Origin of the sequence: Pseudomonas sp. GV047, assembly GCF_003058245.1 — a bacterium.
In the GTDB taxonomy this organism is placed as follows: domain Bacteria; phylum Pseudomonadota; class Gammaproteobacteria; order Pseudomonadales; family Pseudomonadaceae; genus Aquipseudomonas; species Aquipseudomonas marginalis.
Map to the genome: position 1 here is coordinate 632,437 of NZ_QCWA01000001.1, position 26,327 is coordinate 658,763.

The window sequence follows — 26,327 nt, forward strand, 5'->3', positions numbered from 1 at the left end:
GCTCAACAACGGTCTATTTCGGGCTTACTGCTCTTTGCTGCAATCCCGCGGCGTGATGCCTTTCTCCTTGGCGTACTGCGCCGCCGAGGCTTCGATGATCGGCCGCAGCAAGGCGCGGTCGGCCTGTACCCAGTCGCTGATCAGGTTCCAGCGTTGGCCATCCCATTGCTGGAAGCGCACGGCGCCGCCGCCTTCGTGGTCGGCGCAGGACAGTTTCAGCGGTTGCACCAGGCCCTTGGCGCCCAGGGCCTGCAGGCGTGCGTCGTCGAGGTTCAGGTGTTCGAAGCCCCAGCGTACCTGCTCGCCGGTCAGTGGTTTTTGCCCGTATTTTTCCTGGGCCAGGCGCAGGGCTTCGACGTTGAGAATGCCGTTGACCACGCCCAGGTTGTAATACACGGTGCCGAAACGCTTGGGGTCGGCCAGGTTGCCCTTGCCGGCGTCTACCACGCTTTGCTGGATGCCTTGCAGCACCGGGAAGTCGGTGCCCGACGGGTGGGTGGTGATCGAGATAAAGCCTTTGGCGGCGGCGCCGGCCGGTACCACGTCTTCTTCGGAGTTGCTCCAGATATTGCCGATGATGTGATCGGCCGGGTAGCCGACTTTCTGCGCGGACTTGAGCGCCACCGGGTTCATCACGCCCCAGCCACGCAGGATCACCCAGTCGGGCTTGAGGCGCCGGATGTTCAGCCACTGCGATTGCTGCTCGTTGCCGGGGTGCGGCACTTCCAGCAGGGTCAGTTCGAAGCCGGCGTTTTTCGCCAGGGTTTCGAGCACGCCATTGGTTTCCTTGCCGTAGGGCGAGCCGTGGTAGAGCACGGCGATTTTCTTGCCCTTGAGCTTGTCGGCGCCGCCTTCGCGTTGGCCGATGTAGTTGATGATCGCCGAGACTTCCGAATACGGGTTGAGCTGCAGCGGGAACACGTAGGGGAACACGCTGCCGTCGGTGGAATCGGTGCGGCCATGGTTGATGGTGATCAGCGGCAGTTTGTCGGCGGTGGAGCGGTCCAGGGTGGCATAGGCGATGCCGACTGACAGCGGGTTGGTGGCGGCGGCCGGTGCACCGTTGAGCCCACCCTTGAGGCGCTCATAGCATTCAACGCCTTTTTCCACCACGTACTCGGTCTCGCATTCGCTCCAGGTCAGCTTGACGCCGTTCACCCCGCCCTTGGCATTGATGTATTGCAGGTAGTCGATAAAGCCGCCGAAAAAACCGGTGCCACCGGCCGCGTACGGGCCGACCCGGTAGCTCTGCAACGGGAAGTATTGTTCGTTGGCAGCCTGGGCGCCGGCCGTGAGCCCGGCGGTGATCAGGGCCAGGCCCAAGGCCAGGCGGCGCAGCGATAAGCGATGTGTCATGGAGGTGATTCCTGGGGGGTTATTGAGTTCAGTAACGCAGCGGCCAGACCCTGGCCCGTTGACGAAAGCGCTGCCACAGACGGGCCAGCCCCTCCGGTTCCTTGATCAAAAACGCGATGATCAGCGCGCCAAACAGCATCTTCTGGATGTTTTCCAGCTGTCCGGCATCCATCAGTCCAGCGGGCAACAGCGCGAAGAGATTGGCCAGCAGAATCGGGAACAACACGATGAATGCCGCGCCAAGGACGTTGCCGAGCACGCTGCCCAGGCCGCCGATAATGATGATGAACAGCACCTGGAACGAGCGGCTCAGGTCAAAGCCGTGGGGCTCGACCGTGCCCAGGTAGGCGAACGCCCACAGTGAACCGGCGATGCCCAGGTAGAAGCCGCTGATGGCAAACGCCAGCAGCTTGGCCTTCAACAGGCGAATGCCGATGACCGCAGCGGCGGTGTCCATGTCGCGCACCGCCATCCAGTTGCGGCCCAGTTCGCTGCGCACCAGGTTCTTGCCCAGCCAGAACAGCGTCACCACTACGGCCAGCGTCAGCACGTAGCGGCCGCGCGGTGAGCTGAAATCCAGCCCGGCAATCAGCAGTGGCGGTGAGGTGATCACGCCCGAGGCGTTGTCGTTGGTAAACCAGCTGAAGCGGGTGAGCACCCACTCCACCACGAACTGCGCGGCCAGGGTCGCCACCAGCAGGTAAAAGCCCTTGATGCGCAGGCTCGGCAAGCCGAAGAACACCGCCACCGCGGCGGCGATCACGCCACCCAGGGCAAAGCTCACCAGCAGCGGCAGGCCGGGCACCCGCAACTGCAGGTTGTAGGTGGCAAACGCGCCCACCGCCATGAACGCCGCCGAGCCGAGTGAAAGTTGCCCGGCGTAGCCCGTCAGCAGGTTGAGCCCAAGCCCGGCCAGCGACAGCACCAGCAGCGGCACCAGGATCGCGCTGAACCAGTAGTCATTGCCCAGCCAGGGCACCGCAAAGAACGCCACGCCCAGCAGCAGCCACAGCGCGACGCGGTCCTGGCGCAGGCGAAAGGTGCGGCGCTCGGCCGCGTAGGAGGTGCTGATTTGACCGACTTCTTGATACAACATGCAGGCATTTCCCCAAGGACAATCAAACCCGTTCGATGGCGCGCTCGCCGAACAACCCGGCAGGCCGCACCAGCAGGAACAGCAACGCGAGGACGTAGGGCACCCAGTTCTCGATGCCGCTGCCGATGATCGGGCCGAGGTAGATCTCGGCGACTTTCTCCGCCGCCCCGATGATCAGGCCGCCGACAATCGCCCCGCCGATGGACGAGAACCCGCCGATGATCAGCACCGGCAGCGCCTTGAGCACCACCAGCGAGAGCGAGAACTGCACCCCCAGGCGTGCGCCCCAGAGCAACCCGGCCACCAGCCCGACGAACCCGGCCACCGCCCACACCAACGCCCAGATGCGCTGCAGGCGAATACCGATGGCCATGGACGCCAGCGGGTCATCGGCCACCGCCCGCAACGACAAGCCCACCCGGGTTTTGTTGAACAACAGCGACAGCACGATCACCAGGGCGGCGGCGGTGCCGGCGGCAAACAGGTCGAATTGCGAAAGCAACATGCCGCGGATTTCCAGCGGCTCGTCGGCGATGCCGAGGTCCAGCCCGTGCACCTGCGCGCCCCACAGGAACTGCGCGAAACCTTCGATCAGGTAGGACAGCCCGAGGGTGGCCATGAAGAGGATGATCGGTGGGCGATTGACCAAGGGCCGCAGCACCACTTTTTCGATCAGCAGCGCCAGCACCACCATGCTCGCCAGGGTGATCAGGAACGCCCAGGCAAACGGGAAGCCGCGCTCCAACAGGCTGACAAACGTCAGCGCGGCGAACAGCACCATGGCGCCCTGGGCAAAATTGAACACGCCGGAGGCCTTGTAGATCAGCACAAAACCAATCGCCACCAGGGCATACATCACGCCCGCCAGCAGCCCGCCGATCAGCACTTCGAAGAAAAATTCCATGCTCAGGTCCCCAGGTAGGCGGCGATGACATCGGGGTTGGCGCGCACCTGTTGCGGGGTGCCGTCGCCGATCTTGCGACCGTAGTCGAGGACCACCACGTGGTCGCACAAGCCCATGACCACGCCGATGTCGTGCTCGATCAACACCACGGTGGTGCCGAACTCGCGGTTGATGTCGCGGATGAACTGGCTCATCTGGGCTTTCTCCTGGGCGTTCATGCCGGCCATGGGTTCATCCAGCAACAGCAGGGTCGGTTCGGCGGCCAGGGCGCGGGCCAGTTCGACACGTTTTTGCAGGCCATAGGGCAGGGTGCCGACCAGCACGTGGCGCCAGGGATGGATCTGCAGGAAGGCAATCACCTTTTCCGCGTGCAGGCGGTGGGCGTCGTCGTCCCGTGGCGCACGGCCCAGGCGCAGCATCTGCTCCAGCCAACTGCTGCGGCGCTTGAGGTTGCGCCCGGTGAGCACGTTGTCGAGCACGCTCATGCCCTTGAACAGCGCAATATTCTGGAAAGTCCGCGCAATCCCGCCTTCGGCCGCCTGGTGCGCACGCATGCGCCGCCGGGTCTGGCCGGCGTAGCGGATGCTGCCGCCCTGGGGGTGGTAGACCCCGTTGATCACATTGAGCAGCGAACTTTTGCCCGCGCCGTTGGGGCCGATCAGGCCACAGATGTCACCGGCCTTGACCTCGAAACTGATGGAAGTGATGGCTTTGATCCCCTTGAACGACAGGGAGATGTCATCGAGCCGCAGTAATACCGCTTCAGTGGGTGTGGGCATGGAAGGCTCGTCAGGCAGATTGAGGCAGCAAGTGGTCGCTGGGTTCGTTGCGGGTGGACGGCTCTTGCCAATGGCCGGGACGAATGCCCAGGGCCGCAAAGAAGGCGGCACTTTCCGGATGCAGCGGCGGCCCGACCAGCAAGGGCACGCGCAGGCGGCTCATGCCCAGTACATCCAGCAACGGGCGACGCACCAGCCAATGGCCCAGCCAGCGGCGCACGGGGGAGGGGGTCGGCTGCATGGCCCAGTGGTATAAACGATGGCTGAAGCTGCCCGGCAGTGGCAGGCGTTCACGCACCCATTGCTCCAGGCGCCCATAGGATTCGCGGGTGCCCAGCACCAGGGTCGGGCCCAGCTCGCGGCGGTCGGTGTCGCGGGTGGCCAGGGCCTCGGGGAAGTTCAGCCGAAAGCCGGCGTGCAGCCAGGGCGCGAGCAGGTAGCGTGCCTGTCCGCTGGCGGCAAACACCCGTGCGGCGAGGGCTTCGTCGTCGGCGCCGAGGTGTTCGCGGTCGATCAGCGTCCGCGCGCCCGCGAGCAGTTGCGCGTGGGTCAAGTGCAGGGAGGTGTCGGCATGAAAGACGAAGGCGGTGTCGCTCGGCTGCGGGGCGTGGGCGGGTGGCGGTGCATCGGCACGCAGCTCGGCATAGTCGATCAAATCGGCGTCTGCGAACTGGCTCAGGCCACGCCCGTCAAGAAACACCACCACCCCGCGTTCACCGAGTTGTTGCAGCGCTTCCAGGTCTTGCACGAGCACGAAGCGCGGTCGCAGCCCGGCCAGCAGCGCCCGGTTGTCGCGGTCCGGGTCCAGCAGCGTGACGCTGGCGCCCAGCCATTGCGCGGCCAGCGCCAGCAGCAACGCTTCGGGGCGCGCCTGGCTGAGGATCAACAGGTTATCGTCAGGCCCGAAGCGGCGCTGATGCAAGGCGGCAGCGAGCTGGCTGACCTCGTGCGCCACCGCGCTCCAGCTGCGCTCATGCCAGATACCCAGGCGCTTGAAGCGCAAGGCAATCGCCGACCCTCGGGTGTGGGCTTGGCGCAACAGCGCCTGGGGCAGTGTCTGGGGCATGGGGGTATTCCTTCGTCAGTATGCGAAGGCGATTGCACGCGCCATGCCAGAGGATTAAATGCTTTTATTTCAAGGGGATATGTGGATTTTTGGGGGAGGAGGCGTGTGTTGATTCAGCACAAGCTGTCCAAGCAGTGTTGTTGGGCCAACAGCGATGGGGCCATTGCTGGAGCGCTACCTGTCGCCGGCAGGGCTCCAGCTTGTCACGCCGGGATAAGCCCCGCGTCCCGATAACTCTGGACCAGTTCGTCGTACAAACCGAGATCGGCCCGGGTGCGGGCAATCAACTGCGCGCCGGCAATGGCGGTGTAGATGGCACGCGCGCGACGCTCGCATGCCTCTGTATTGCCGGGTTCGATCTCGGCAAGCAACGCCCCCAGCCAGGCTACGTTGATATTGGCAAACGTCAGTATCTCTTCCTTCACCGGCTCCGGCAGGTCCTGATATTCGGCCGCCATAAAACTGGACAGGCACAAGCGGTTGCCGTCTTCGAGTGATTTTCGAAAGATGCTCGGATAAGCACGCAGGCATTGCAGCGGCTCCGGGTTCTCGCTGCGTATCGCCGCGAGGGCGCTGGCGGCGTCTTCCCAATAGCGCCTGGCAACGGCTGCGCCGAGATCGGCTTTGCTCGGGAAGTGGTAATAGATACTGGCGTTCTTGATCCCCACCGTTTCGCCGATGCTGCGGAAGTTGATGCCACTGTAGCCGTAGTGCTGAGCGGCGAGTCTGGCGGCTTCCAGAATCGCTTCGCGGGCATTTTCACTCACGGGTGGATTGCTCTTAAATGTGGGGAGGGGCGAATTCTACGCTGATAAGGGTTTACCTGCCAACTGGTAGGTAATGCTTGACGGCCTGGAATAATACCTTCAGTCTCTACCTACCATTTGACAGGTAGGCGAGCAGATCATGACGTTCCAACAACCACAACCCCACTTATGCCAACCGCCGTTGATGAAGATTTATGATTGGTACAACGGCCCTTATCCAGCGCGTGTTCGTATTGCGCTGGCCGAGAAAGATCTGTTACCGCGCGTTGAGTTCGTGTCGGTCAACCTATGGAAAGGGGAGCACAAACAGCCTGAGTTCCGGGCCCTCAACTACTCCGGCACCCTGCCAGTGCTGCAACTGCACGACGGCACATTCATCGCTGAATGCACGGCTATCACCCAATACCTGGACACGCTCGATGGCAACCCGACCCTCACCGGCAGGACGCCGACCGAGCAAGGCCTGATCCATATGATGACCAAGCGCGCAGAGATTGAATTGATGGATGCGGTCAGCGTGTATTTCCATCATGCCACCCCTGGGCTTGGGCCTGAGGTCGAGCTTTATCAGAACGCCGAATGGGGCATGCGCATGCGGGACAAGGCGGTCAGGGGGATGCACTATTTCGATAACGTGCTCAAGACCCGCGCCTTTGTGGCAGGCGATGCCTTCTCAATGGCCGATATCGCGTTACTCGGCGGCATGATCTTCGCGGACCTGGTGCAATTGCCCGTGCCGCAGACGTGTGAAGCCCTGCGCGCCTGGCAGGCCAGGGTCAACGAGCGAGCTAGCGTTCAGGCCTGGCGTGCAATGGTTGCACAACCGCACTGAGGGCAACGGCCCGCATAGCTGCCGCCAGCCCGGCCGCTGCGCTGGTGAGGGGCAGCGGGCCGGCCGTTACCTGCACGGCGGCCGCGCTCATCGACGCCTGGCCCAGCGCAACCCGTGTCATTCCATCCCTATAGGCGGCATCGGCAGCTTTGGCGATTGTCGCCAGGTAGCCGTCGATGTCACCCGCCTTGAACAAGCGCCATGCCCCCGGAACCAGCCGCACTTCGACGACGGCGTTCGATTGCAGCGCGGCCTTGTGAAACAGCCGCGCGGTCGGTTCGAGGGTGGTTTCCACCGCGCACAGCACCGCAATTTTTCCGCCCGCCTGCACCGCCGAGGCGGCCAGCGCTTCGTCTGTCCTCAGGATCGGGACACTGCTGGAGATACCTTCAACGACCGGACCCAGGGTCGAGCAGGTGAGCACCACGGCGTCGGCCTGTTCAGCCAGTGCAAGCAGGGCTGATGCGGTGGATGCGCAGATGTCGGCGCTCAGATGACCGGCGTTTTCGGCAGCAGCCAACAGGTCGGCGCGCACTTCATGGCGTAGCACATCAGCGCCGATACCCAGTGCTTTCGCGGCGGTTTCAAACACGCTGATATTGCTGGCTGCGGTATGAAGGCAGGCGATGCGCATGGGCTGTTTCCAGTGCTGAAAATGTCGACGATGGTTAAGATGCAGCCCGCACTTGCCTATAGCAAGGGCGCGAGTTGACATGCTGGTGCAAGCCGGCGTGTTCAGCGCATAGCGCCGAGAATCCCGGCCGTTTCGACCACCCTGGCGTAGTCCATGGCCAGGTTGCTCAGCGACAGCGCGTGCACGTCCTCCGCTGGCCACAGGCGTCCGGATCCATCGGTTTGATCGAAGGTGTAGCAGGCGTCTGCGGCGACGAGCACGTCAAAGCCCAGGTTGCCGCCTGTGCGTGCCGTTGCTTCGACGGAATTGTTGGTGATCACCCCGGCGATCACCAGTTGCTTGATCGATCGCGCGTGCAGCCAGCGGTCCAGCCCGGTGGCGATAAAGGCACAGGGTACGTTCTTTTCCACCACGTGTTCGTGGGCCAGTGGTTGCAGCGCAGGCTGAAATTCGCAGCCCGGCTGGCCCGGCCAGAATACCGAGCCGGGGGTACGGGAGATGTGCCTGACGTGCACCACAGGCCGCCCCGACTGCCGCCAGGCGCCGAGCAATTGCTGCAACTGTTGCTCGGCCTGCGGGTTGTTGCGGCGCCCGAGCTTCGGGTCATTCATGCCCTGCTGCATGTCGATGATCACCAGTGCAGCGTTGGTGGCTAACGGTTCCATGGCACATCCTTTGGCTCGTGAGGCACAAAACATAGCAGCCATTGAGTGCGCCTAAACAGCGATTTGTTCGATGCCTTTGCCATTTGCCTTTACACTGCCGCCCCCGAATTTCAGCAAGGATGCGTTGGATGCGTACGCGACTCAGCGGTGTACTCCTCTCCCTGGCCCTGGCCGCTCCCGTCATGGCCGAGCCCCGTTCGTTCTCGGTCAATGACCCCAGCGGTCAATACCTGGTCGAGGTGTTGTTCCCGGACGTGCCGCAGGACTTACAGCACCTGGCGCCGGCGCTCATCACCCTGCGCGACAAACGCTCCCTCGAAATCCTTCAGCAATTGCAGACCCCGGATGCCCAGGTGCCGCTGGATCAGCAAGGCAGAACCGTGGACTGGCGCCTGATGGGGGAGAACGGCGTGGTGTACTTCGCCGATATCAACCAGGATGGCCGCCAGGACCTGGCGATCCGCAATGGCACCGGTGCGGACAAGGACTTCCAGTCCAGTTACGACGTGTATCTGCAAGACCCGCACACGTCCCACTGGGTGCTGAATGGCCCCTTGACCGACCTGGCCAACGAGACCTCCGGCGGGATGTTTTCGATCAATCCCAAGGACGGCATTATCCATTCGCAGACCGACCGGGGTTGCTGCTGGACCCGCGCCAGCCGCTATCAGATGCGCGACGGCAAACTGGTGCGACTCAGCGCGTACACCCAGGCGGAAGTGCCGGCGACGGACGATGACGCCAACAACAGCATGCCCAGCGGCTACATGCTGCGCACCACCGGTGAGTGGAAGGACGGCCAGTGGCTGGAAACGCCCAGACTGGAAGGACCGGTCAACGAAGACCCCGAGTTCCTGGCCGGCACCCTCAACGGCAAGATCCCGGTGCAGCTCTGGTACCAGCAACAGGGCGCGGTGCTGATCGGTGAGTTGCGCTATACCAAAAGCGGCAGCGGCAAGCCGATCAAACTGGTGGGGGATCAGGGTGAATACGGCGACCAGTCGTTTATCTACCTGCACGAATACGCCGATGATGGCCGTCAAACCGGCATCTGGCGCATCACGCGGGAAACCGTCGAACCTTATGCCTACGCGGGCACCTGGGTCAGTGGCGCCAAGGGCGACCAGCCCGAGCTGCAGATTCAACTGCACAGGCAGGACCGGGCGCCTGAGTACGACAAACTCGGCGACGTGGCCCGCGACCAGCGCGATGGCCATTACCAGATGCGCGATGACTTTCTCGGCCGCGACGGTGACCTGGACCTGAAAATCCTTCCCGAACGCGATGCCCAGGGCCGGGAAGTGGCGGAACTCAGCGTGACGCTCAAAGACACCGGCACCGACAAGATCATCATCACTACGCACCAACGCGTGCCGATGGAAACCGCAAACCTGATCATCGTGCGCGCGCCCCAGGCGCCCCCTCGGGCCGGGCCGTATCACATCCAACTGGTGAAGGGTTTTGCCGTGATCGAGCACAACTCGGCGCCGGACAGCCAGGACTACCTGACCGGGTTTTATCGTAAGCAGCCCTGAGGCTTGGGAGCAATGCTGCCTGAATGCCGATCCTGGCTCAGGCGATTAAGCAAATCGGGTATCTTTAGCCGTTTCAGCTGCTGGCCTGCCTCAGGCCCCGCGCACAATTGATTGATCAGGGAAGCATGCAATGGCACTCAGGGTGATGGTGATCGGCGGCTACGGCAACTTTGGCAGCATCATTTGCCGGCACCTGGCGGGCGCGCCGGGCATTGAACTGGTGGTCTCGGGCCGCAACTCACACAAGTTGCAGGGCAAAGTCGACGGGTTGAAAACGTCCTCGGGCCGCGAGTGCGAAAGCTGGTGCGGCGATGCCATGGCGGCCGGGTTCGCTGGCGTCTTGCAGTCGATGGACATCCAGTTGGTGATCCACACCGGCGGCCCGTTCCAGGGGCAGTCCTATGCCGTCGCCCAGCACTGCATCGACGCGGGCGTGAACTACTGCGACCTGTCGGATTGCCGGACCTTCGTAAATGGCGTCGGCGTGCTGGATGCGAAAGCCCGGCAGGCGGGCGTGGCCGTCCTCAGCGGTTGCAGCTCTGTACCGACGTTGTCGTCCGCCCTCATCGATCAGTACCGCGATCGCTTCATGCGCATCGACACCATCGAGCATGGCATTTCCTCTTCGGCGAAGATGCCGGGGCTGTCGACCATCGAAGGCGTGCTTGCCTACGCGGGCAAACCGATCAAGCAACTCAAGCAGGGCCAGGTGCACGAGGTGCTGGGCTGGCAGGACCTGACCCTGCGCAGGATGCCCCAGCTCGGCACGCGGGTGCTGGCCAATGTGGACGTGCCCGACATGGATATATTCGCTGGCCGTTATGGCGCCCATACCCTGCGCTTCAAGGCCGGTGCGGGGCTCAAGCTGGGCGGTGTCGCCAATTATCTGCTGGCGCAAGCGCTACGCATGGGCATTGTGCGCGACCACCTCGTGTGGGCCGCCAGGCTGCATCGCCTGGGCACCTGGTTCGAACGATTTGGCGATGGCAAAAGCGCGATGTACATCGACGTGCAGGGGCTGGGCATGCAAGGCCAGCCGCTGTCCCTGGCGGTGCAACTCACGGCCCTGGACGACAAGGGACCGGAAATCCCCAGCTGTGCAGCCGTCGCCCTTGCCATCAAAATGGCCCACGGTTACGTGCCCGAACCCGGTGCCCGCCCGTGCGTAGGTGAAATCAGCGTCGACGAATACATGGCCGCCATCAACGAACCGACGAAGCTCAGCCTGACGGTGCGCTTCTCTGACGGGCAGGCCTGACCGATGCTCTACCTGTGCCTGAAGTACCTGCACATCATCGCGGCGATTTTCCTGTTCGGCTTCGGCATGGGCTCGTACCTCTACCTGATCGCCGCCAGTCGCACGGCCAACCCGCAAGTGATCGCCCAAGTGGCGCGCATGGTCGTGCGGTTTGATACCTGGATTACCACGCCGGCGGGCGTCATTCAGATCATCACGGGCTTGCTGCTGATCCAGCTTGCCGGGCTGCCTGTGACCACGGAATGGGTACTGACCGCGTTGATCATCTTCCTCGGCGTGGGCTCGCTGTGGCTGCCGGTGCTGGTACTGCAGAAGCGCATGCAGCAGATGGCCTCGCGGGCGGTCGAGACCGACACGGTGCTGGATGATGGATACCGTGGTGTGTACCGGCAATGGTTCTGGCTGGGCGTCTTCGGCTTCCTGGGGATGTTTGTGATCGTGATGATCATGGTGACGAAGATGACGCCGTGGCAGTTGGTCGGGCTGTTGGCGGCGGGCTGAGTGCCCGCTCAAGGCTTGGCATCCCAAACCGGTGCAACGATGCATAGCGCTGTGTTCATAGCGGCCCCCTCAAAAAGCGCTGCTCATGCGTCGGCCGCTGCTACGGTTTGGACGGTGTGGGTGCTTAACGCGAGAGCAGCGGCGCCGGGCTTTTGTCCTCTGCGCCCACGTCGTGCAGGGAAATCCTCGACGTCTCCGGCAATGCCAGTCCGCCCGCCAACGCCAGCAATGCCACGGCAATCAGGTAGAACGCCGGTGACAGGTTGCTGCCGGTGGTGCTGATCAACCACGTGGCCATCAGCGGCGCGGTGCCGCCGAAGATCGTATACGCCATGTTGTAGGTAATCGCCGAAGCGGTATAACGCGTGCGGGTCGGAAAGGTCTCCGACAGCAACGCCGCCGTCACCACACCACACAGTACTGCGCCGACCGCCAGCAACATCACCCCGACAATTGACGCCGTGAACGAACCGGAACTGGCCATCAGGAACGACGGATACACCACCACCATCAACAACACGCACGCCGTCATCACCGTGACCCGACGCCCCACGCGATCCGAATACAGCCCCGCCAGCGGGCAAATCGCCGCGGCGAAGATCAACGCGATCAGCGACACCAGCAACGCCATCGCCCGACTCAGCCCACCGGCCACTTGCAGGTACGTGGCGAAGTAGGTGGTGAACATATAAAACGACAGCGCCGTCAGTGACACAAAAGCGCCCAGGCAGCAGATCGCCGCACCATGGTTGCGCAAGGTTTCCTTGAGTGGTGAGTGGGCCACCGCGTGCTCCTGCTTCACGGCCTGGAAGGCGGGCGTCTCATCCAGCTTCCAGCGCAGGTAAAGGCCCACCAGGCCCAGCGGCGCGGCGATCAGGAACGGCAGGCGCCAGCCCCAACTGCCCATCGCCTCGGCGGACAACGACGCTTCGAGTGCGTACGCCACCACGGCGGCGGCGGCGAAGGCAGAGAACGTCGACACCGGCACGAAGCTGCCGTACCAGGCGCGTTTGTCCCGGGGCGCGTGCTCCATCAGGTAGGCACAGGCGCCGGCGTATTCGCCGCCGGCGGAGAAGCCCTGGGCGCAGCGGATCAGCGATAACAGGATCGGCGCCGTGACGCCGATGGCGGCGTAGGTGGGCAGCAGGCCGATCAAGGTGGTGGCGCCGGCCATCAGCAGGATGGTCATGGCCAGGGTGCGCTTGCGCCCGATACGGTCGCCGAGCATGCCGAAGAAAATCCCGCCCAGGGGCCGGAAGGCGAAGGCGACGGCGAACACCGCGAAGGTTTTGAGCAAGGCCGCGCTGGCATCGCCGCTGGGGAAGAACTGTTGGGCGATGGTGGTAGCGAGGAAACCGTACACGGCGAAGTCAAACCATTCGACGAAGTTACCGATGCCGGCGGCGATGATGACCTTGCGCAGGGTTTGGGGGCTTACCTGTTCGGTGGAGGGGCTCGTCATGGGGAAGGCCTCGGAAGGGGGTCGGAGATGCTGGATTATCCGGGGAGGGTGTTGGGCGGCCGGGCTCAAAAGAGTCGTCCGCGTAGTCAGTAGCGACCGGGTGGGATGAGGGAGGCAGGAATTGGGCCAGGTCAGGCGGGGATTTATCGTTACCGGGCAGACGTGCGATAGGTCAGCAGCACAATCCCGGTCACCACGATGACGCCGCCGACTATCTGGCCGGCGCTGAGCATTTGATCGAGCACGACCCAGCCCATCAACAGCGTGGCCAGCGGCTCAATGTTCATGACCGGCGCATTGCGCGGCATGTCCAGGCGCGGGACCGACATGAACAGCACGATAAAACCGGTGCCGTACAGCACCACCAACGTTGCGAGTGCCAGCCAGCCGGTACCCGTGGCCGGCGGGTTCAGGCCGCCGGGGAGGGCGCCGCTGAGGCCGGCGAGGTTGACACTGCTGAATACGATGAAGATGGTCAGCAGGCTGCGCACGGAGCCGCGCACCTGGGACAACTTGTGGTCGGTGATCCACAGCGCGCAGGCGAACACGAACGCGGCGCAGAGGGCCAGGCCGACGCCGAGCAGCCAGTGCGGGCCGATATCGGCATGGCCTGAGAGGCGGCCGGGTACGTCCAGCACAAACACCAGGCCCACCAGAATCAACCCCATCAGCAAGGCGGTGCGCGCCGTCGGACGTGGGCCGCCGAATGCCCAGGTGAGCAGGGCGAGCAGAATCGGGAACACGTTGCCCACCAGCAGCGCCAGCGCCACCGGCACACGGGCGACGGCGGAGTAGAGGCACAGGCTCTGGGTAGCGATAAGCAGGCCCAGCAGCACTTGCCAGCGCCATGCACCTGCGGGCAGGCGCAGGCTTTGGCGTTGCCACAGTACCAGCACCGCCAGCACCAGCAAGGTGCCACCCGAGCGCAGCAGAATGGCCAACAGCACACCGGCACCATCATCGAAGGCGACCCGAGCGGCGATGTGATTGCCGGCGAAGGCACAGCCCATGCAGAGCAGAATCAACACGGCAATGGGGCGGGAGAACAGGGCGGGGGCAGTTTGCGTCGGGGCAGGCGGAGTCATGCTGGGGCTCGGGCGGTTGGCGCCATCGTCGGGGATGGCGATTTATTTTTAGGTTGTCGTACAACTTCGCGACGGGGTGATTTGTAGCGTGTTTGCGCCGAGGGAGCAAGGAGGGATTTGGTCTGGAAAAAAACTCAGCGCCTGCTGAGCGCGAGTTTTGCGGCAAACAGCAAGAAGATCACACCGGTGGTGCGATCCATCCACTGGATGACCTTTTCGCGGCGCAGGAACCCGGACAGCGACTGCGTGGCGCCGATCAATACCAGCGACCACAGCAGCCCGAGCAGCACATGGATGCTCACCAGGCCGAAGGTCCAGGCAATCAGCGAATGCCCTTGGGGGATAAATTGCGGCAGGAACGACACGTAGAAAATCCCCACCTTGGGGTTCAGCACATTGCCCAGCATGCCCTTGATAAACCAGTTGCCGCCGGGCTTGCGGTCGTCTGCGGCCGGTGCCAGTGAGCGACGCGGACGCACCAGCATGTTCAGCCCCAGCCAGGCCAGGTAAGCCGCGCCGCAGTACTTGAGCAGGTTGAACGCCATCTCCGACACCGCGATCAACGCGCCCAGGCCAAACGCAACCGCGGCGCCCCACACCAGGCAACCCGCGTTGATGCCCAGCGTGGCCTGCAGCGCCTGGCGCTTGCCTTCCACCGTGGCGGTGCGCAGGACCAGGGCGGTGTCGAGCCCCGGCGTGAGGGTCAGCAGAGTGGCGGCGAAGGTGAAGGCGATGAGGTTGTCGGCGATGGACATGAGCGGGCTTCATGCAGAGGGATGAGTGGGCGTTAACCCAAGCTTGGCATGAGTGGTTATCTTGTGGCGAGCGGGCTTGTTGTGGCAGCCGGCTTGTAGTGGTGAGCAGGCTTACTATGGTGAGCGGGCCTGTTGTGAGTGACCGGGCTTGTTGTGGTGAGCGGGCTTGCCCCGCGCTGGGCTGCGAAGCAGCCCCAAAACCAGGCACTGCGGTTTGTCTGATGGAACGCAGTGATCTTGATCGGGGCCGCTTCGCAGCCCAGCGCGGGGCAAGCCCGCTCACCACAACAAGCCCGCTCACCACAGTAAGCGGGCTTACTAGAGAAGCTTGTCTGCCTTCAGCGGTTGAAGCGTTCAACCAGCGCGTATTGGGTGGACGCGGTATTGGTCAGTTCCTTGCTCAGGTCCGTGGATTGATGGGCTTGTATCGAGGTCTGGTCGGCCAGTTCGGCGATGGTGGTGATGTTGCGGCTGATCTCCTCGGCGACGGCGCTTTGTTCTTCGGTGGCGGCGGCGATCTGGGTGGTCATGTCGGTGATATGCGACACCGCTTCGCTGATCCCCACCAGAGCCTGGTCCGCTTCCAGCACCCAGGCCACGCCTTCCTGGGCCTGGCGCTGGCCGTTTTCCATGCTTTGCACCGCGTTGCTGGAGGATGCCTGGAGCTTGGTGATCAGCCCATGGATCTGGGTGGTCGATTGTGACGTGCGCTGGGCCAGTTGGCGCACTTCGTCGGCTACCACGGCAAAGCCTCGGCCTTGCTCGCCGGCCCGTGCCGCTTCGATTGCGGCGTTGAGGGCGAGCAGGTTGGTTTGGTCGGCGATGCCTTTGATCACATCCACCACGCTGCCGATTTCGTCGCTGTCCCTGGCCAGTTGCGCCACGGTCACCCCGGTCTCGCCGACCATGGTGGACAGACGCTCGATGGCTTCACGGGTATCGCGCGCCACTTCGCGGCCGCGCCCGGTCAGCACGTTGGCCTGTTGGGTGGCGTCGGCGGTGCGTTGTACATGGCTGGCGACTTCCTGGGTGGTCGCGGCCATCTGGTTGACGGCCGCCGAGACCTGTTCGGTTTCCACGCGCTGGCGGTTCAGGCCTTTGGCACTGGCGGCAGCCAACTGATCGGATTGCCCCGCCAGGGTACTCAGTTGTTCGGCGCTGTCCTGCAGGCGGGTGAGGCAGGTTTTCAGGCGTGCGGTCTGGCTGAGGAACGCGGTTTCCAAACGCGACTGTGGGCCGCGTGCGTCACTGTACATCTGCGCGATCAAGGCATCCGACGTCGAGGGTTCGACCCCCTCCAATAGACGCAGGGTACTGCCCTGGCGCCAGCGCGAGCACAGCAGGCCCACCGGCAGCGCGACCGCCACGGCCACTGCGACGGCCACCGGTGCACTGAGGAACAGCCCGGCGACGCTGCCCGCCACACCGGTGGCCATGTACGGCACGCAACTCACTGCCGCCGGCAGCCAGGCATCCTGGCGCGGCACGCCCGGCTTGCCTTGGCTCAGACGCCGGTAGAGGGCCTGGGCGCGGCGGATTTCATCGGCCGAGGGCTTGACCCGCACCGACTCGAAGCCAACGACACGGCTGCCGTCGAAGATCGGCGTGACGTAGGCATTGACCCAATAGTGGTCGCCGTTTTTCGAGCGGTTCTTGACGATGCCCATCCACGGCAGGCCTTGCTTGAGCGCGCTCCACATGTGGGCGAAAACGGCGGGTGGCACGTCGGGGTGACGCACGATGTTCTGGGGCGCGCCGATCAGGTCGGCGCGTTCAAAACCGCTGATATCGACGAAGGCGTCGTTGCAGTAAGTGATCATCCCTTGAACATCGGTGGCGGAGATGAGTTTTTGCGAAGGCGCGAGTGAAATCTCGCGCTGTGTTACAGGCTGGTTGTTGCGCATTCCGACTACTCCCTGAATTGCCATAAGTTCATCGGCATCACACGGAATAAGTTGATGGCGATTGTTTGATATAAACCGAGACGTGACGAATGGCGTTCAGGAGGGCCTAAATGGCGAATTGTCCTGGTGCGATACGAAAACAGTTTTTGCCTGCGCGCTTGGCTTCATATAACGCACCATCCGCATGGGCAATCACTGTTTGTGCACAGGTATGTGACGTACTGTCGGCGCCTTCAAAGAGGGCAATGCCGATGCTGGCTTGCAAGGCATAGGGAAGAGCGCAACGCTCAGAGGCCTGTCGCAATGTGTCTATAATTCGTTGCGCTGCCAGGGTGGCAGAGGTCATGCCGGAATTATTCATCAGCAGAATAAATTCGTCTCCGCCCAAGCGGCCGGCACAATCCTGGTTTAGCCTGACAATCGATTTAAGTGTTGCGCCAAATTCGGCTAACGCCTTGTCACCTTCGGCATGTCCGTGGTTATCGTTGATGCCCTTGAAACCATCCAGATCTATATAGAGCACCGCAAAGTGTTTATCGGCATGCCGGCTGCGGGCCAGGGTGTTTTCAATCAGTTCGAGTATCCCCATACGGTTGTACAGGCCCGTGAGGGGGTCATGGGTCGCGCGGATTTGGTTTTTGGCCTCGGCCAGTAACGCGCGCACCAGGTTATCGTTCAACGTGTTGAGCAGTAGCCACATGCCCGTCAAGTACAGCGGGGCCTGGAGCAGGAATATCCTGAGCAGCGGTTCCGGCTGAAACAAGGTGGCGAGCTTCATGGGCACATCCGTCAGCAATATTTGAGTGAATGCGTAGCGCGGTACGCCTTGGTTGCGCATGGCGATCGCGGCATTCACGCTGACCATTGACGTGCACCCGAGAACTTGAAGAATCGCATCGCCGCTGATCAGGCAACCAGCGGTACCCAGGCCCAGCTCCGCCGCCCAGACCAGGCCCAGTAATAACGATAGATCAATGACATAAGGATATTTTTGGCCGCCGTATGTATTGATCCAATACAGCAGCGCTAACCGTGAGACCCAGATCATCGAATCAATGATGAGCCAGGCAATGAAGAATTGGCTCGGGCGCAGTGTAACCACGACTGTGCATATCACCAGGCTGTTAAACCAGCCGACCCACAGCACCCCCTTCGAAGAAAAAGGCCCGGCTATAAGTTCGCTGCGTATGCGTGTGTCATACGGCGCGTCTGCATTTGTCAGCCATCTCATCGCCTTTGTTGCAGGGAGTTGATATTCCATATTGACCCTCACCTGAAGCGCTGAAATTAAATAGTGGCACATAGCCATGCTGGCACTGTTCCAGCGGCTTTTCAAATGCTATGAGATAAAGAATCGCGCCGGCAGAACCGCTATCCATCACCCCGCATGATTGAAAAGCCTGAAACTTCCCGATGAAAAACCTCATAATGGCGGCCATTTTTGTTTAGCCCGTTATTCTGGTGTGCCCCCATGGAAATCAAGGTCAACTTTCTCGACAACCTCCGGCTTGAAGCCAAGTTCGATGACTTCACGGTGATTGCCGACCAGCCTATTCGCTATAAAGGCGATGGCTCGGCACCGGGGCCGTTCGATTATTTCCTGGCCTCGTCGGCGTTGTGCGCGGCGTACTTCGTCAAGTTGTACTGCAGCACGCGCAACATCCCCACGGACAATATTCGCCTGTCGCAGAACAATATTGTCGATCCGGAAAACCGCTATAACCAGATCTTCAAGATCCAGGTCGAGTTGCCGGCCGATATTTCCGATAAGGACCGCCAGGGCATCCTGCGTTCCATCGACCGTTGCACCGTGAAGAAAGTGGTGCAGGCCGGGCCGCAATTCGTGATCGAAGAAGTGGACAACCTCGACGCCGATGCCCAGGCCCTGTTGATGCCGGGCGCGGGCAGCGAGGCGGGCACTTATATTGCCGGCAAGGACCTGCCGCTGGAGCAGACCATCGCCAACATGTCCGGGATCCTTGCCGGCCTGGGCATGAAGATCGAGATTGCCTCGTGGCGCAATATCGTGCCAAACGTGTGGTCGCTGCATATCCGCGACGCCCATTCACCGATGTGCTTTACCAACGGCAAGGGCGCGACCAAGGAGGGCGCCCTGGCGTCGGCGTTGGGCGAGTTCATCGAGCGGCTCAACTGCAACTTCTTCTACAACGACCAGTTCTGGGGTGAGGAACTGGCCAATGCGCCGTTCGTGCATTACCCGGACGAGCGCTGGTTCCAGCCGGGCCCGAATGACGAGCTGCCCGGCGAAATCCTCGATGCCTACTGCCTGAAGGTCTACAACCGCGACGGCGAGCTGCGCGGCTCGCACCTGTTCGACACCAACTCCGGCAACGAAGCGCGCGGCATCGTTTCGCTGCCGTTCGTGCGCCAGTCGGATGGCGAGGTGGTGTATTTCCCGTCCAACCTGATCGAGAACCTCTACCTCAGCAACGGCATGAGCGCGGGCAACACCCTGGCCGAGGCCCAGGTGCAGTGCCTGTCGGAGATTTTCGAACGGGCGGTGAAGCGCGAAATCATCGAGGGCGAATTTGCCCTGCCGGACGTGCCGGCTGACGTGCTCGCGAAGTACCCGAGCATCCTGGCGGGTATTGCAGGCCTGGAAGCCCAGGGTTTCCCGGTGCTGGTCAAGGACGCGTCCCTGGGCGGCGAATTCCCGGTGATGTGCGTGACCTTGATGAACCCGCGTACCGGCGGCGTGTTCGCCTCGTTCGGTGCACACCCGAGCCTGGAAGTGGCGCTGGAACGCAGCCTTACCGAACTGCTGCAAGGCCGCAGCTTCGAAGGCTTGAACGACCTGCCGCAGCCGACCTTCGAAGCCCAGGCGGTGACCGAGCCGAACAACTTCGTCGAGCACTTTATCGACTCCAGCGGTGTGGTGTCGTGGCGCTTCTTCAGCGCCCAATCGGACTACGAATTTGTCGAGTGGGACTTCTCAGGCGAAGGTGAAGACTCCAACGCCCAAGAGGCCGCGACCTTGTTCGGCATCCTCGAAGGCATGGGCAAGGAAGCCTATATGGCGGTATACGAACACCTCGGCGCAACCGCCTGCCGCATCCTGGTGCCGGATTACTCGGAAATCTACCCGGTGGACGACCTGATCTGGGACAACACCAACAAGGCGCTGTTCTTCCGCGAGGACATCCTCAACCTGCACCGCCTGGACGAAGCGGAATTGCAGGGGTTGGTCGAGCGCCTGATCGAAAGCGAGCTGGACGACTACACCGACATCACCACCCTGATCGGCATCGAGTTCGACGACAACACGGCCTGGGGCCAACTGACCATCCTCGAATTGAAGCTGCTGATCTTCCTCGCCTTGCAACAGTACGAAGAGGCCAAGGAGTGCGTGGAGATGTTCCTGCAGTACAACGACAACACCGCCGAGCGTGGCCTGTTCTACCAGGCGTTGAATGCGGTGCTGGAGATGGAACTGGACGACGACCTGGAACTGGCGGACTACGAAGCCAACTTCCGCCGCATGTTCGGCAATGAGCGGATGGACGCGGTGATCGGTTCGGTCAATGGCAGTGTGCGCTTCCATGGGTTGACGCCGACCAGCATGAAGCTGGAAGGGCTGGACCGGCATTTGCGCTTGATCGAGAGCTACAAGAAGCTGCATTCGGCGCGTGCCAACATCGTCCAGGGGTGACGCATACCCAATGTGGGAGGGAGCAAGCCCCCTCCCACAGTTGATCTTTGTTTTCTGGGGGGATTTATATCCGGGCCAAGGCCTGGGCGAGGTCTGCCCGTAGATCCTCCACGTCCTCAACCCCCACCGACAACCGCACCAGCCCGTCGCCAATCCCCAACTGCGCGCGGGTCGCCGCCGGGATGCTGGCGTGGGTCATGATCGCCGGGTGTTCGATCAGGCTTTCCACACCGCCCAGGCTCTCGGCCAGGGCGAAGAGCTTGACGGTTTCCAGGAAGCGCGTGGCGCCGTTCAGGTCGCTGTTCAAGTCCACCGAGATCATCCCGCCAAACCCGCGCATCTGCCTGCGCGCCAGTTCGTGCTGCGGGTGGGACGCCAGGCCTGGGTAATAGACCCGTGATACCTGCGGTTGCTGCTCCAGCCAGGTCGCCAGGTCGAGGGCGTTGCTGCAATGGCGCTCCATGCGCAGGGCCAGGGTTTTCACGCCGCGCAGGGTGAGGAAGGCGTCGAACGGGCCGGCGATGGCCCCAACCGAGTTTTGCAAAAAGCCCACGCGCTCGGCCAACTCGGGGTTGTCACCGACGATGGCGATGCCGCCGATCACATCGGAGTGGCCATTGAGGTACTTGGTGCTGGAGTGCACCACGATGTCGACACCCAACTCCAGCGGACGCTGGATCCACGGGCTGGCGAAGGTGTTGTCGGCCACGCAGAGAATGCCGCGGCTGCGGCAGATCCGGGCGATGGCGGCGAGGTCGGTGAGGCTCAGCAGCGGGTTGCTCGGGGTTTCGACCCAGACCATGCGTGTATCGTCCTGCAAGGACGCTTCGAACGCCGCCACATCACTCAGGTCGACAAAGCTGAAACGGTGCCCGGCACTGCGCTGGCGCACCTTGTCGAACAGGCGGAAGGTGCCGCCGTAGAGGTCGTTGCCGGACACGATATGGGCGCCGGCATCCAGCAACTCCAGCACCGTGGAGATTGCCGCCAGCCCGGACGCGAAGGCAAACGCCTGGCTGCCGCCTTCGAGGTCGGCCACGCAGCGCTCCAGGGCAAACCGCGTGGGGTTGTGGGAGCGGCCGTAGTCGAAGCCCTTGTGCACGCCGGGGCTGTCCTGCAGGTAGGTGGAGTTGGCGTAGATCGGCGGCATCAGCGCGCCCGTGGTCGGGTCGGGTGACTGCCCGGCGTGGATCACACGGGTGGCAAACGCGCTTTTATCGGGCTGGCTCATGCAAGGGATCTCCGCAGGTGGTTGAGCAGGTCGACGCGGGTGATCAGGCCGTGAAAGCCCGCCGCGTCGGCAATGATGGCGACCAGGCCGCGGTCCAGTTCGGCCTGCAATTCGGCCAGGCTGGCGCCAGGGGCCAGGGTGTGGACTTTGTCGCTCATGGCGCTGGCGACCATCATGGAGAAGTCCGCCGCGTCATGGTGCAGGCCCAGCAGGATGTCGGACTCATCGATCACCCCCACCAGTTCGCGGCCGTCCACCAGCACCGGCAGTTGCGACACGTCCGCCAGGCGCATGCGCTGGAAGGCGGTGAGCAGGGTGTCGTCGGGGCTTACGCTGATCACGCGGCCATCTTCGAAGCGCCGCGCGATCAAGTCGCGCAGGTCGCCGTAGTGCTTGTAGTGCAGCAGGCCCGCATCGGTCATCCATTGGTCGTTGTAGACCTTCGACAGGTAGCGGGTACCGGTGTCGCAAACAAAGGTGACCACGCGCTTGGGCATGGTTTGTTCGCGGCAATAGCGCAGCGCGGCCGCGAACAGGGTGCCGGTGGAGGAACCGCCGAGAATGCCCTCGGCCTTGAGCAGCTGGCGGGCGTGGTCGAAGCTGTCTTCATCGCTGATGGAGTAGGCGTGGCGCACGCTGGACAGGTCGGCAATCGACGGGATGAAGTCCTCGCCGATGCCTTCCACCGCCCACGAGCCAGGTGTTTCCAGCTTTCCGCTGCGGCTGTATTCGGCCATCACCGAACCCACCGGGTCGGCGAGGACCATTTCCAGCTCGGGCTGCACCCGTTTGAAGAAGCGCGTCAGGCCGGTGAGGGTGCCGGCCGAGCCGACACCCACCACGATCGCGTCCACATCGTGTTGGGTCTGTGCCCAGATCTCCGGCGCGGTGCTGGTCTCGTGGGCCAGGGGGTTGGCCGGGTTGTTGAATTGGTCGGCGAAGAAACAGCCGTCAATTTCCTTGGCCAGCCGCGCGGCCATGTCCTGGTAATACTCGGGATGGCCCTTGCCCACATCGGAGCGGGTGATATGCACCTCGGCGCCCATGGCCTTGAGGTGCAGCACTTTTTCCGTGGACATCTTGTCGGGCACCACCAGCACCACCCGATAACCTTTCGCCCGGCCCACCAGCGCCAGGCCCAGGCCGGTGTTGCCGGCGGTGGCTTCAATGATGGTGCCGCCGGGGCGCAGGCGGCCGTCGCGTTCGGCGGCGTCGATCATGGCCAGGCCGATGCGGTCCTTGATGGAACCGCCGGGGTTTTGGGATTCAAGCTTGAGGAACAGCGTGCAGGGGCCGGTATCGAAACGGCTGACCCGAACCAGCGGCGTGTTGCCGATCAGCTCGAGTACGGCAGGGCGGGGGAGCGTGGGCATGTCGTCACCTGAAGGCTTAGGGTGGGGGACAGCAAATGGCAGAGCATGGTCTGGAACAGTAGGTCGGTATCGGGTCGGTCGCAACCGAGGGGTCGATTGAATGTCTTTTTTTGGCGCATGGACGATGCCCGGGTGCGCTATCTAAGCGCACGTTGTGCGGCGATACCTGCGTAATCACTGGCAGAGTGACCTGGCGTGGGCTTTGCTTTAGAGAAATCCAAACTTGGATACAAGATGGAGTTTCCCATGCACAACGTTTTTGGCTGGACCCTCGGTGAATGGCAGGCTGCTTACCGCAGCGGCGCGATCACGCCGGACATTTTGCTCACCCTGGCCGCGCAATACCCCCCCGAGGACAGCGCCTGGATCGCCCGCGCCCAGCCGTCGTCATTGGCCGAGCAACTGGCACAGTTGAGCGAACGGCTGGCAGCGCTGGGCGGTGATATGACCCAGCTGCCGTTGTATGGCGTGCCGTTTGCGATCAAGGACAACATCGACGCGGCCGGCTGGGACACCACTGCCGCCTGCCCAGAATTTGCCTACCGCGCGACCCGGGATGCCTCGGTCGTGCAGAAGCTGCGCGCCACCGGCGCGATCCTGATGGGCAAGACCAACCTCGATCAGTTCGCCACCGGCCTGGTGGGCACCCGCTCGCCGTATGGCGCGGTGGGCAACAGTTTCAATGGCGATTACGTCAGCGGCGGCTCCAGCTCCGGTTCTGCATCGGTGGTCGCCCGTGGGCTGGTGGCGTTTTCCCTGGGCACCGACACGGCGGGCTCCGGGCGCGTACCAGCGGGGTTCAACAATATCGTCGGGTTGAAGCCGACCAAGGGGCGTTTGTCCAATACTGGCCTGGTGCCGGCTTGCCGCACGGTGGATTGCGTCTCGGTGTTTGCCTTGACCGTGGAAGATGCCGAGACCGTGGCGCACGTTGCGGCGGGATACGACGCCAGCGATGCCTATTCCCGCGCCAACCCCAACACGGCGCCAGTGGCGGTGGGCGCTTCGATCAAGCTGGCCATCCCGGCGGCCCTGGAGTTTTTCGGCGATACCCAGAACCAGGCTGTGTTCGAACACGCGGTCGAACACTTCAAGGCGTTGGGCGCAGTGATCACCCCGGTGGATTTCACTGCGTTCAAGGAACTGGCGGACCAGCTGTACTTCGGCCCCTGGGTCGCCGAACGCACCGTGGCCCTGGAAAGCATGCTGGAAAACCAGCCCGAGGCAATCAACCCGGTGGTGCGCGGCATTGTCGAGAATGGCCGCCAGTACAGCGCCTGCGACGCCTACAAAGCCGAATACCTGCGAGCCGAACTGAGCCGCTGCATCAATGACAGCCTGGCCGGTTTCGATGCCTTGCTGGTGCCGACTTCGCCAACCCTGCGCACCATGGCCGAGATGGCGGAAGAGCCGGTGCGCTACAACTCGCAGTTCGGCTACTACACCAACTTCACCAACCTGGCCGACCTCTCGGCCCTGGCGCTGCCGGCCGGTATCCGCGCCGATGGCTTGCCCAGCGGCATTACCTTGCTCGCACCGGCCTGGCATGACACGGCGCTGGCGCACCTGGGCAAGCGCTGGCAAGCCAGCCTGGAGCTGCCTTTGGGCGCCACCCAGCGTTATCTGCCGTCACCGTCCGCACCCGCCCAAGCCCCCGGCTGCGTGCGCGTGGCGGTGGTGGGCGCGCACCTCACCGGCATGCCACTGAATGTCCAGCTGACGACGCGTAACGCGGTGCTGGTGGAGCAAACCCTGACGGCCGACACTTACCGCCTGTACGCGCTGCCGGGCACGGTGCCGCCCAAGCCAGGGCTGGCCAAGGCGGACAGCGGTCGGGCGATCATCGTCGAGCTGTGGGACATGCCCCTCGCACGCTTCGGCGAGTTCGTCGCCGAGATCCCCGCACCGCTGGGGATCGGCAACCTGCTGCTGGCGGATGGGCGCAGCGTCAAAGGCTTCATCTGCGAGCCCTGGGCACTGGCCGATGCCCTCGACATTACCGAGTTCGGTGGCTGGCGCGCCTTTATTGCGAGCCGGGGCTGAGCATGGGGGCCAAGACACGCCCCGACAGCCTGGCCGAGCAGGTCTACGCGCAGCTCAAGGCGGATATCTTCGACTTCCGCCTGCTGCCGGGCGATCGCTTCAGCGAAGGCGAGGTGGCCGAACGCATGCACGCCAGCCGTACGCCGGTGCGTCAGGCGCTGTATCGCTTGGAACGGGAAGGGTATGTGGAGGTGTATTTTCGCAGCGGCTGGCAGGTGAAGCCGTTCGATTTCGCCTACTTCGAAGAGCTCTACGACGTGCGCATCGTGTTGGAACTGGCGGCTGTCGGCCGGTTATGTGCGATGGATGAACCGAACCCGATGCTGCAAGCGTTGCAGGCCACCTGGCAGGTGCAGGAGGGCGAGCGCCTGGAGGACGCCCAGGCCGTATCGGCGCTGGATGAGCGTTTTCATTGCGCGTTGGTGGAAGCCACCGGCAACCGTGAAATGGCGCGCATGCACTACGCCATCACGGAGCAGATCCGCATCATCCGGCGGCTCGACTTTACCCAGGCGCCCCGCATTGCGGCGACGTACGAAGAGCATGGGCAAATACTTGCGGCCATCGTGCAACGCCAGGCTGACCAGGCGCAGCACCTGCTGAAGCGGCACATCGAACTGAGCAAGCAGGCGGTGCGCGAGATCACGTTGCACCGGTTGCATACGGCCCGGCAGGTGGGGGGGCAGATTTCCTGATGCCCTGAGCTTCTGTGGTGAGCGGGCTTGTTGTGATGAGCGGGCTTGCTGTGGTGAGCGGGCTTGTTGTGGTGAGCGGGCTTGTCCCGCGCCGGGCTGCGCAGCAGCCCCAATCAGGCTCCCTGTGTTCTGTCAGGTAAACCGCAGCGCCTGGTTTTGGGTCTGCTTCGCAGCCCAGCGCGGGGCAAGCCCGCTCACCACAGGTTACGAGTAGTCCTCAGATCACGTGGGGCGTGGAGGTGCAATGGGTGAGCCTGCGCAAGCTTATTGTGATGAGCGGGCTTGCTGTGGTGAGCGGGCTTGTTGTGGTGAGCGGGCTTGCCCCGCGCCGGGCTGCGCAGCAGCCCCAATCAGGCTCCCTGTGTTCTGTCAGGTAAACCGCAGCGCCTGGTTTTGGGTCTGCTTCGCAGCCCAACGCGGGGCAAGCCCGCTCACCACAAGTTACGAGTAGTCCTCAGATCACGTGGGGTGTGGAGGTGCAATCTCGAATGCGTTATCGGGTGAGCCTGCGCAAGCTTATTGTGATGAGCGGGCTTGCTGTGGTGAGCGGGCTTGTCCCGCGCTGGGCTGCGCAGCAGCCCCAATCAGGCTCCCTGTGTTCTGTCAGGTAAACCGCAGCGCCTGGTTTTGGGTCTGCTTCGCAGCCCAGCGCGGGGCAAGCCCGCTCACCACAAGTTACGAGTAGTCCTCAGATCACGTGGGGTGTGGAGGTGCGC

General features: G+C 63.1%; 22 protein-coding genes. 7 read left to right on the forward strand and 15 right to left on the reverse strand.

Annotation, left to right across the window (positions count from 1 at the left end; genetic code table 11):
- Window positions 1-24: 24 nt before the first annotated feature.
- The 6 genes from C8K58_RS02925 to C8K58_RS02950 all read right to left on the reverse strand — a co-directional run bounded on the left by C8K58_RS02925 (window position 25) and on the right by C8K58_RS02950 (window position 5,968).
- On the reverse strand, window positions 25-1,356 hold the full coding sequence (locus C8K58_RS02925; RefSeq protein ID WP_092485010.1) for an ABC transporter substrate-binding protein: 1,332 nt from the start codon (window positions 1,354-1,356) through the stop codon (window positions 25-27).
- A gap of 28 nt (window positions 1,357-1,384) precedes the next feature.
- Complete coding sequence (locus C8K58_RS02930; protein ID WP_108572954.1) at window positions 1,385-2,452, reverse strand: branched-chain amino acid ABC transporter permease; 1,068 nt, start codon at window positions 2,450-2,452, stop codon at window positions 1,385-1,387.
- A gap of 22 nt (window positions 2,453-2,474) precedes the next feature.
- Window positions 2,475-3,356, reverse strand: a complete 882-nt coding sequence (locus tag C8K58_RS02935) for a branched-chain amino acid ABC transporter permease (RefSeq protein WP_108572956.1) — start codon at window positions 3,354-3,356, stop codon at window positions 2,475-2,477.
- Between the two features lie 2 nt (window positions 3,357-3,358).
- Window positions 3,359-4,135 carry an ABC transporter ATP-binding protein gene (locus C8K58_RS02940; protein WP_108572957.1) on the reverse strand — a complete coding sequence of 259 codons (777 nt, stop codon included), beginning with the start codon at window positions 4,133-4,135 and terminating at the stop codon, window positions 3,359-3,361.
- A gap of 10 nt (window positions 4,136-4,145) precedes the next feature.
- Entirely contained in the window at window positions 4,146-5,201 is a 1,056-nt protein-coding gene (locus tag C8K58_RS02945; protein WP_027608465.1) for an AMP-binding protein, read from the reverse strand.
- Window positions 5,202-5,404: 203 nt separating this feature from the next.
- Entirely contained in the window at window positions 5,405-5,968 is a 564-nt protein-coding gene (locus C8K58_RS02950; protein WP_027608464.1) for a TetR/AcrR family transcriptional regulator, read from the reverse strand.
- 139 nt (window positions 5,969-6,107) lie between these two features.
- Here C8K58_RS02950 and C8K58_RS02955 point away from each other — a divergent pair, with 139 nt between their 5' ends.
- Window positions 6,108-6,800, forward strand: a complete 693-nt coding sequence (locus C8K58_RS02955; RefSeq protein ID WP_027608463.1) for a glutathione S-transferase — start codon at window positions 6,108-6,110, stop codon at window positions 6,798-6,800.
- On the opposite strand, the gene C8K58_RS02960 is transcribed toward C8K58_RS02955, so the two are convergent.
- Together C8K58_RS02960 and C8K58_RS02965 are read right to left on the reverse strand one after the other, a co-directional pair.
- Entirely contained in the window at window positions 6,757-7,434 is a 678-nt protein-coding gene (locus C8K58_RS02960) for an aspartate/glutamate racemase family protein (protein ID WP_027608462.1), read from the reverse strand. The genes C8K58_RS02955 and C8K58_RS02960 overlap by 44 nt on opposite strands.
- 101 nt (window positions 7,435-7,535) lie before the next feature.
- The gene (locus C8K58_RS02965; RefSeq protein WP_027608461.1) at window positions 7,536-8,099 is read right to left on the reverse strand and encodes a cysteine hydrolase family protein; all 564 of its coding nucleotides are present in this window, start codon (window positions 8,097-8,099) and stop codon (window positions 7,536-7,538) included.
- A 128-nt stretch (window positions 8,100-8,227) separates the two neighbouring features.
- On the opposite strand from C8K58_RS02965, the gene C8K58_RS02970 reads away from it, so the two are divergent.
- The 3 genes from C8K58_RS02970 (at window position 8,228) to C8K58_RS02980 (ending at window position 11,393) form a co-directional block, all read left to right on the forward strand.
- Window positions 8,228-9,634 (forward strand): hypothetical protein, encoded by a 1,407-nt coding sequence (locus C8K58_RS02970; protein ID WP_027608460.1) that lies wholly within the window; start codon window positions 8,228-8,230, stop codon window positions 9,632-9,634.
- A gap of 130 nt (window positions 9,635-9,764) precedes the next feature.
- Window positions 9,765-10,892 carry a saccharopine dehydrogenase family protein gene (locus C8K58_RS02975; RefSeq protein WP_027608459.1) on the forward strand — a complete coding sequence of 376 codons (1,128 nt, stop codon included), beginning with the start codon at window positions 9,765-9,767 and terminating at the stop codon, window positions 10,890-10,892.
- Window positions 10,893-10,895: 3 nt separating this feature from the next.
- Entirely contained in the window at window positions 10,896-11,393 is a 498-nt protein-coding gene (locus C8K58_RS02980; protein WP_027608458.1) for a DUF2269 domain-containing protein, read from the forward strand.
- A gap of 124 nt (window positions 11,394-11,517) precedes the next feature.
- On the opposite strand, the gene C8K58_RS02985 is transcribed toward C8K58_RS02980, so the two are convergent.
- The 5 genes from C8K58_RS02985 to C8K58_RS03005 all read right to left on the reverse strand — a co-directional run bounded on the left by C8K58_RS02985 (window position 11,518) and on the right by C8K58_RS03005 (window position 17,860).
- Window positions 11,518-12,855, reverse strand: a complete 1,338-nt coding sequence (locus C8K58_RS02985) for an MFS transporter (RefSeq protein ID WP_092356996.1) — start codon at window positions 12,853-12,855, stop codon at window positions 11,518-11,520.
- A 149-nt stretch (window positions 12,856-13,004) separates the two neighbouring features.
- The gene (locus C8K58_RS02990) at window positions 13,005-13,940 is read right to left on the reverse strand and encodes a DMT family transporter (protein WP_027608456.1); all 936 of its coding nucleotides are present in this window, start codon (window positions 13,938-13,940) and stop codon (window positions 13,005-13,007) included.
- 134 nt (window positions 13,941-14,074) lie between these two features.
- Window positions 14,075-14,695 carry a LysE family translocator gene (locus C8K58_RS02995; RefSeq protein ID WP_027608455.1) on the reverse strand — a complete coding sequence of 207 codons (621 nt, stop codon included), beginning with the start codon at window positions 14,693-14,695 and terminating at the stop codon, window positions 14,075-14,077.
- 338 nt (window positions 14,696-15,033) lie between these two features.
- Window positions 15,034-16,515, reverse strand: a complete 1,482-nt coding sequence (locus C8K58_RS03000) for a PAS domain-containing methyl-accepting chemotaxis protein (RefSeq protein ID WP_371921646.1) — start codon at window positions 16,513-16,515, stop codon at window positions 15,034-15,036.
- A gap of 190 nt (window positions 16,516-16,705) precedes the next feature.
- Window positions 16,706-17,860: a GGDEF domain-containing protein gene (locus C8K58_RS03005; RefSeq protein WP_043293903.1), complete on the reverse strand. Its 1,155-nt coding sequence runs from the start codon at window positions 17,858-17,860 to the stop codon at window positions 16,706-16,708.
- Window positions 17,861-18,070: 210 nt separating this feature from the next.
- Here C8K58_RS03005 and C8K58_RS03010 point away from each other — a divergent pair, with 210 nt between their 5' ends.
- Complete coding sequence (locus C8K58_RS03010; RefSeq protein ID WP_108572961.1) at window positions 18,071-20,269, forward strand: OsmC domain/YcaO domain-containing protein; 2,199 nt, start codon at window positions 18,071-18,073, stop codon at window positions 20,267-20,269.
- Window positions 20,270-20,333: 64 nt separating this feature from the next.
- Here C8K58_RS03010 and C8K58_RS03015 read toward each other — a convergent pair whose 3' ends face one another.
- Window positions 20,334-21,500, reverse strand: a complete 1,167-nt coding sequence (locus C8K58_RS03015) for a cystathionine gamma-synthase (RefSeq protein WP_108572963.1) — start codon at window positions 21,498-21,500, stop codon at window positions 20,334-20,336.
- Window positions 21,497-22,873 carry a pyridoxal-phosphate dependent enzyme gene (locus C8K58_RS03020; protein ID WP_108572965.1) on the reverse strand — a complete coding sequence of 459 codons (1,377 nt, stop codon included), beginning with the start codon at window positions 22,871-22,873 and terminating at the stop codon, window positions 21,497-21,499. Before C8K58_RS03020 ends, C8K58_RS03015 begins: the two co-directional genes overlap by 4 nt.
- A 246-nt stretch (window positions 22,874-23,119) precedes the next feature.
- On the opposite strand from C8K58_RS03020, the gene atzF reads away from it, so the two are divergent.
- Window positions 23,120-24,916 carry an allophanate hydrolase gene (gene atzF / locus C8K58_RS03025; protein ID WP_108572967.1) on the forward strand — a complete coding sequence of 599 codons (1,797 nt, stop codon included), beginning with the start codon at window positions 23,120-23,122 and terminating at the stop codon, window positions 24,914-24,916.
- A gap of 2 nt (window positions 24,917-24,918) precedes the next feature.
- Window positions 24,919-25,611 (forward strand): GntR family transcriptional regulator, encoded by a 693-nt coding sequence (locus C8K58_RS03030; RefSeq protein ID WP_043293882.1) that lies wholly within the window; start codon window positions 24,919-24,921, stop codon window positions 25,609-25,611.
- The last annotated feature ends 716 nt before the right edge of the window (window positions 25,612-26,327 follow it).

Coding starts and splice junctions, on each gene's coding strand:
- C8K58_RS02955 (WP_027608463.1), top strand. CDS start 6,108: ATGACGTTCCAACAACCACAACCCCACTTATGCCAACCGCCGTTGATG.
- C8K58_RS02980 (WP_027608458.1), top strand. CDS start 10,896: ATGCTCTACCTGTGCCTGAAGTACCTGCACATCATCGCGGCGATTTTC.
- C8K58_RS02990 (WP_027608456.1), bottom strand. CDS start 13,940: ATGACTCCGCCTGCCCCGACGCAAACTGCCCCCGCCCTGTTCTCCCGC.
- C8K58_RS02995 (WP_027608455.1), bottom strand. CDS start 14,695: ATGTCCATCGCCGACAACCTCATCGCCTTCACCTTCGCCGCCACTCTG.
- C8K58_RS03010 (WP_108572961.1), top strand. CDS start 18,071: ATGGAAATCAAGGTCAACTTTCTCGACAACCTCCGGCTTGAAGCCAAG.
- C8K58_RS02960 (WP_027608462.1), bottom strand. CDS start 7,434: ATGCGCATCGCCTGCCTTCATACCGCAGCCAGCAATATCAGCGTGTTT.
- C8K58_RS03020 (WP_108572965.1), bottom strand. CDS start 22,873: ATGCCCACGCTCCCCCGCCCTGCCGTACTCGAGCTGATCGGCAACACG.
- C8K58_RS02935 (WP_108572956.1), bottom strand. CDS start 3,356: ATGGAATTTTTCTTCGAAGTGCTGATCGGCGGGCTGCTGGCGGGCGTG.
- atzF (WP_108572967.1), top strand. CDS start 23,120: ATGCACAACGTTTTTGGCTGGACCCTCGGTGAATGGCAGGCTGCTTAC.
- C8K58_RS02940 (WP_108572957.1), bottom strand. CDS start 4,135: ATGCCCACACCCACTGAAGCGGTATTACTGCGGCTCGATGACATCTCC.
- C8K58_RS03015 (WP_108572963.1), bottom strand. CDS start 21,500: ATGAGCCAGCCCGATAAAAGCGCGTTTGCCACCCGTGTGATCCACGCC.
- C8K58_RS02970 (WP_027608460.1), top strand. CDS start 8,228: ATGCGTACGCGACTCAGCGGTGTACTCCTCTCCCTGGCCCTGGCCGCT.
- C8K58_RS03000 (WP_371921646.1), bottom strand. CDS start 16,515: ATGATCACTTACTGCAACGACGCCTTCGTCGATATCAGCGGTTTTGAA.
- C8K58_RS02925 (WP_092485010.1), bottom strand. CDS start 1,356: ATGACACATCGCTTATCGCTGCGCCGCCTGGCCTTGGGCCTGGCCCTG.
- C8K58_RS02945 (WP_027608465.1), bottom strand. CDS start 5,201: ATGCCCCAGACACTGCCCCAGGCGCTGTTGCGCCAAGCCCACACCCGA.
- C8K58_RS02930 (WP_108572954.1), bottom strand. CDS start 2,452: ATGTTGTATCAAGAAGTCGGTCAAATCAGCACCTCCTACGCGGCCGAG.
- C8K58_RS02975 (WP_027608459.1), top strand. CDS start 9,765: ATGGCACTCAGGGTGATGGTGATCGGCGGCTACGGCAACTTTGGCAGC.
- C8K58_RS03030 (WP_043293882.1), top strand. CDS start 24,919: ATGGGGGCCAAGACACGCCCCGACAGCCTGGCCGAGCAGGTCTACGCG.
- C8K58_RS02965 (WP_027608461.1), bottom strand. CDS start 8,099: ATGGAACCGTTAGCCACCAACGCTGCACTGGTGATCATCGACATGCAG.
- C8K58_RS03005 (WP_043293903.1), bottom strand. CDS start 17,860: ATGGAATATCAACTCCCTGCAACAAAGGCGATGAGATGGCTGACAAAT.
- C8K58_RS02985 (WP_092356996.1), bottom strand. CDS start 12,855: ATGACGAGCCCCTCCACCGAACAGGTAAGCCCCCAAACCCTGCGCAAG.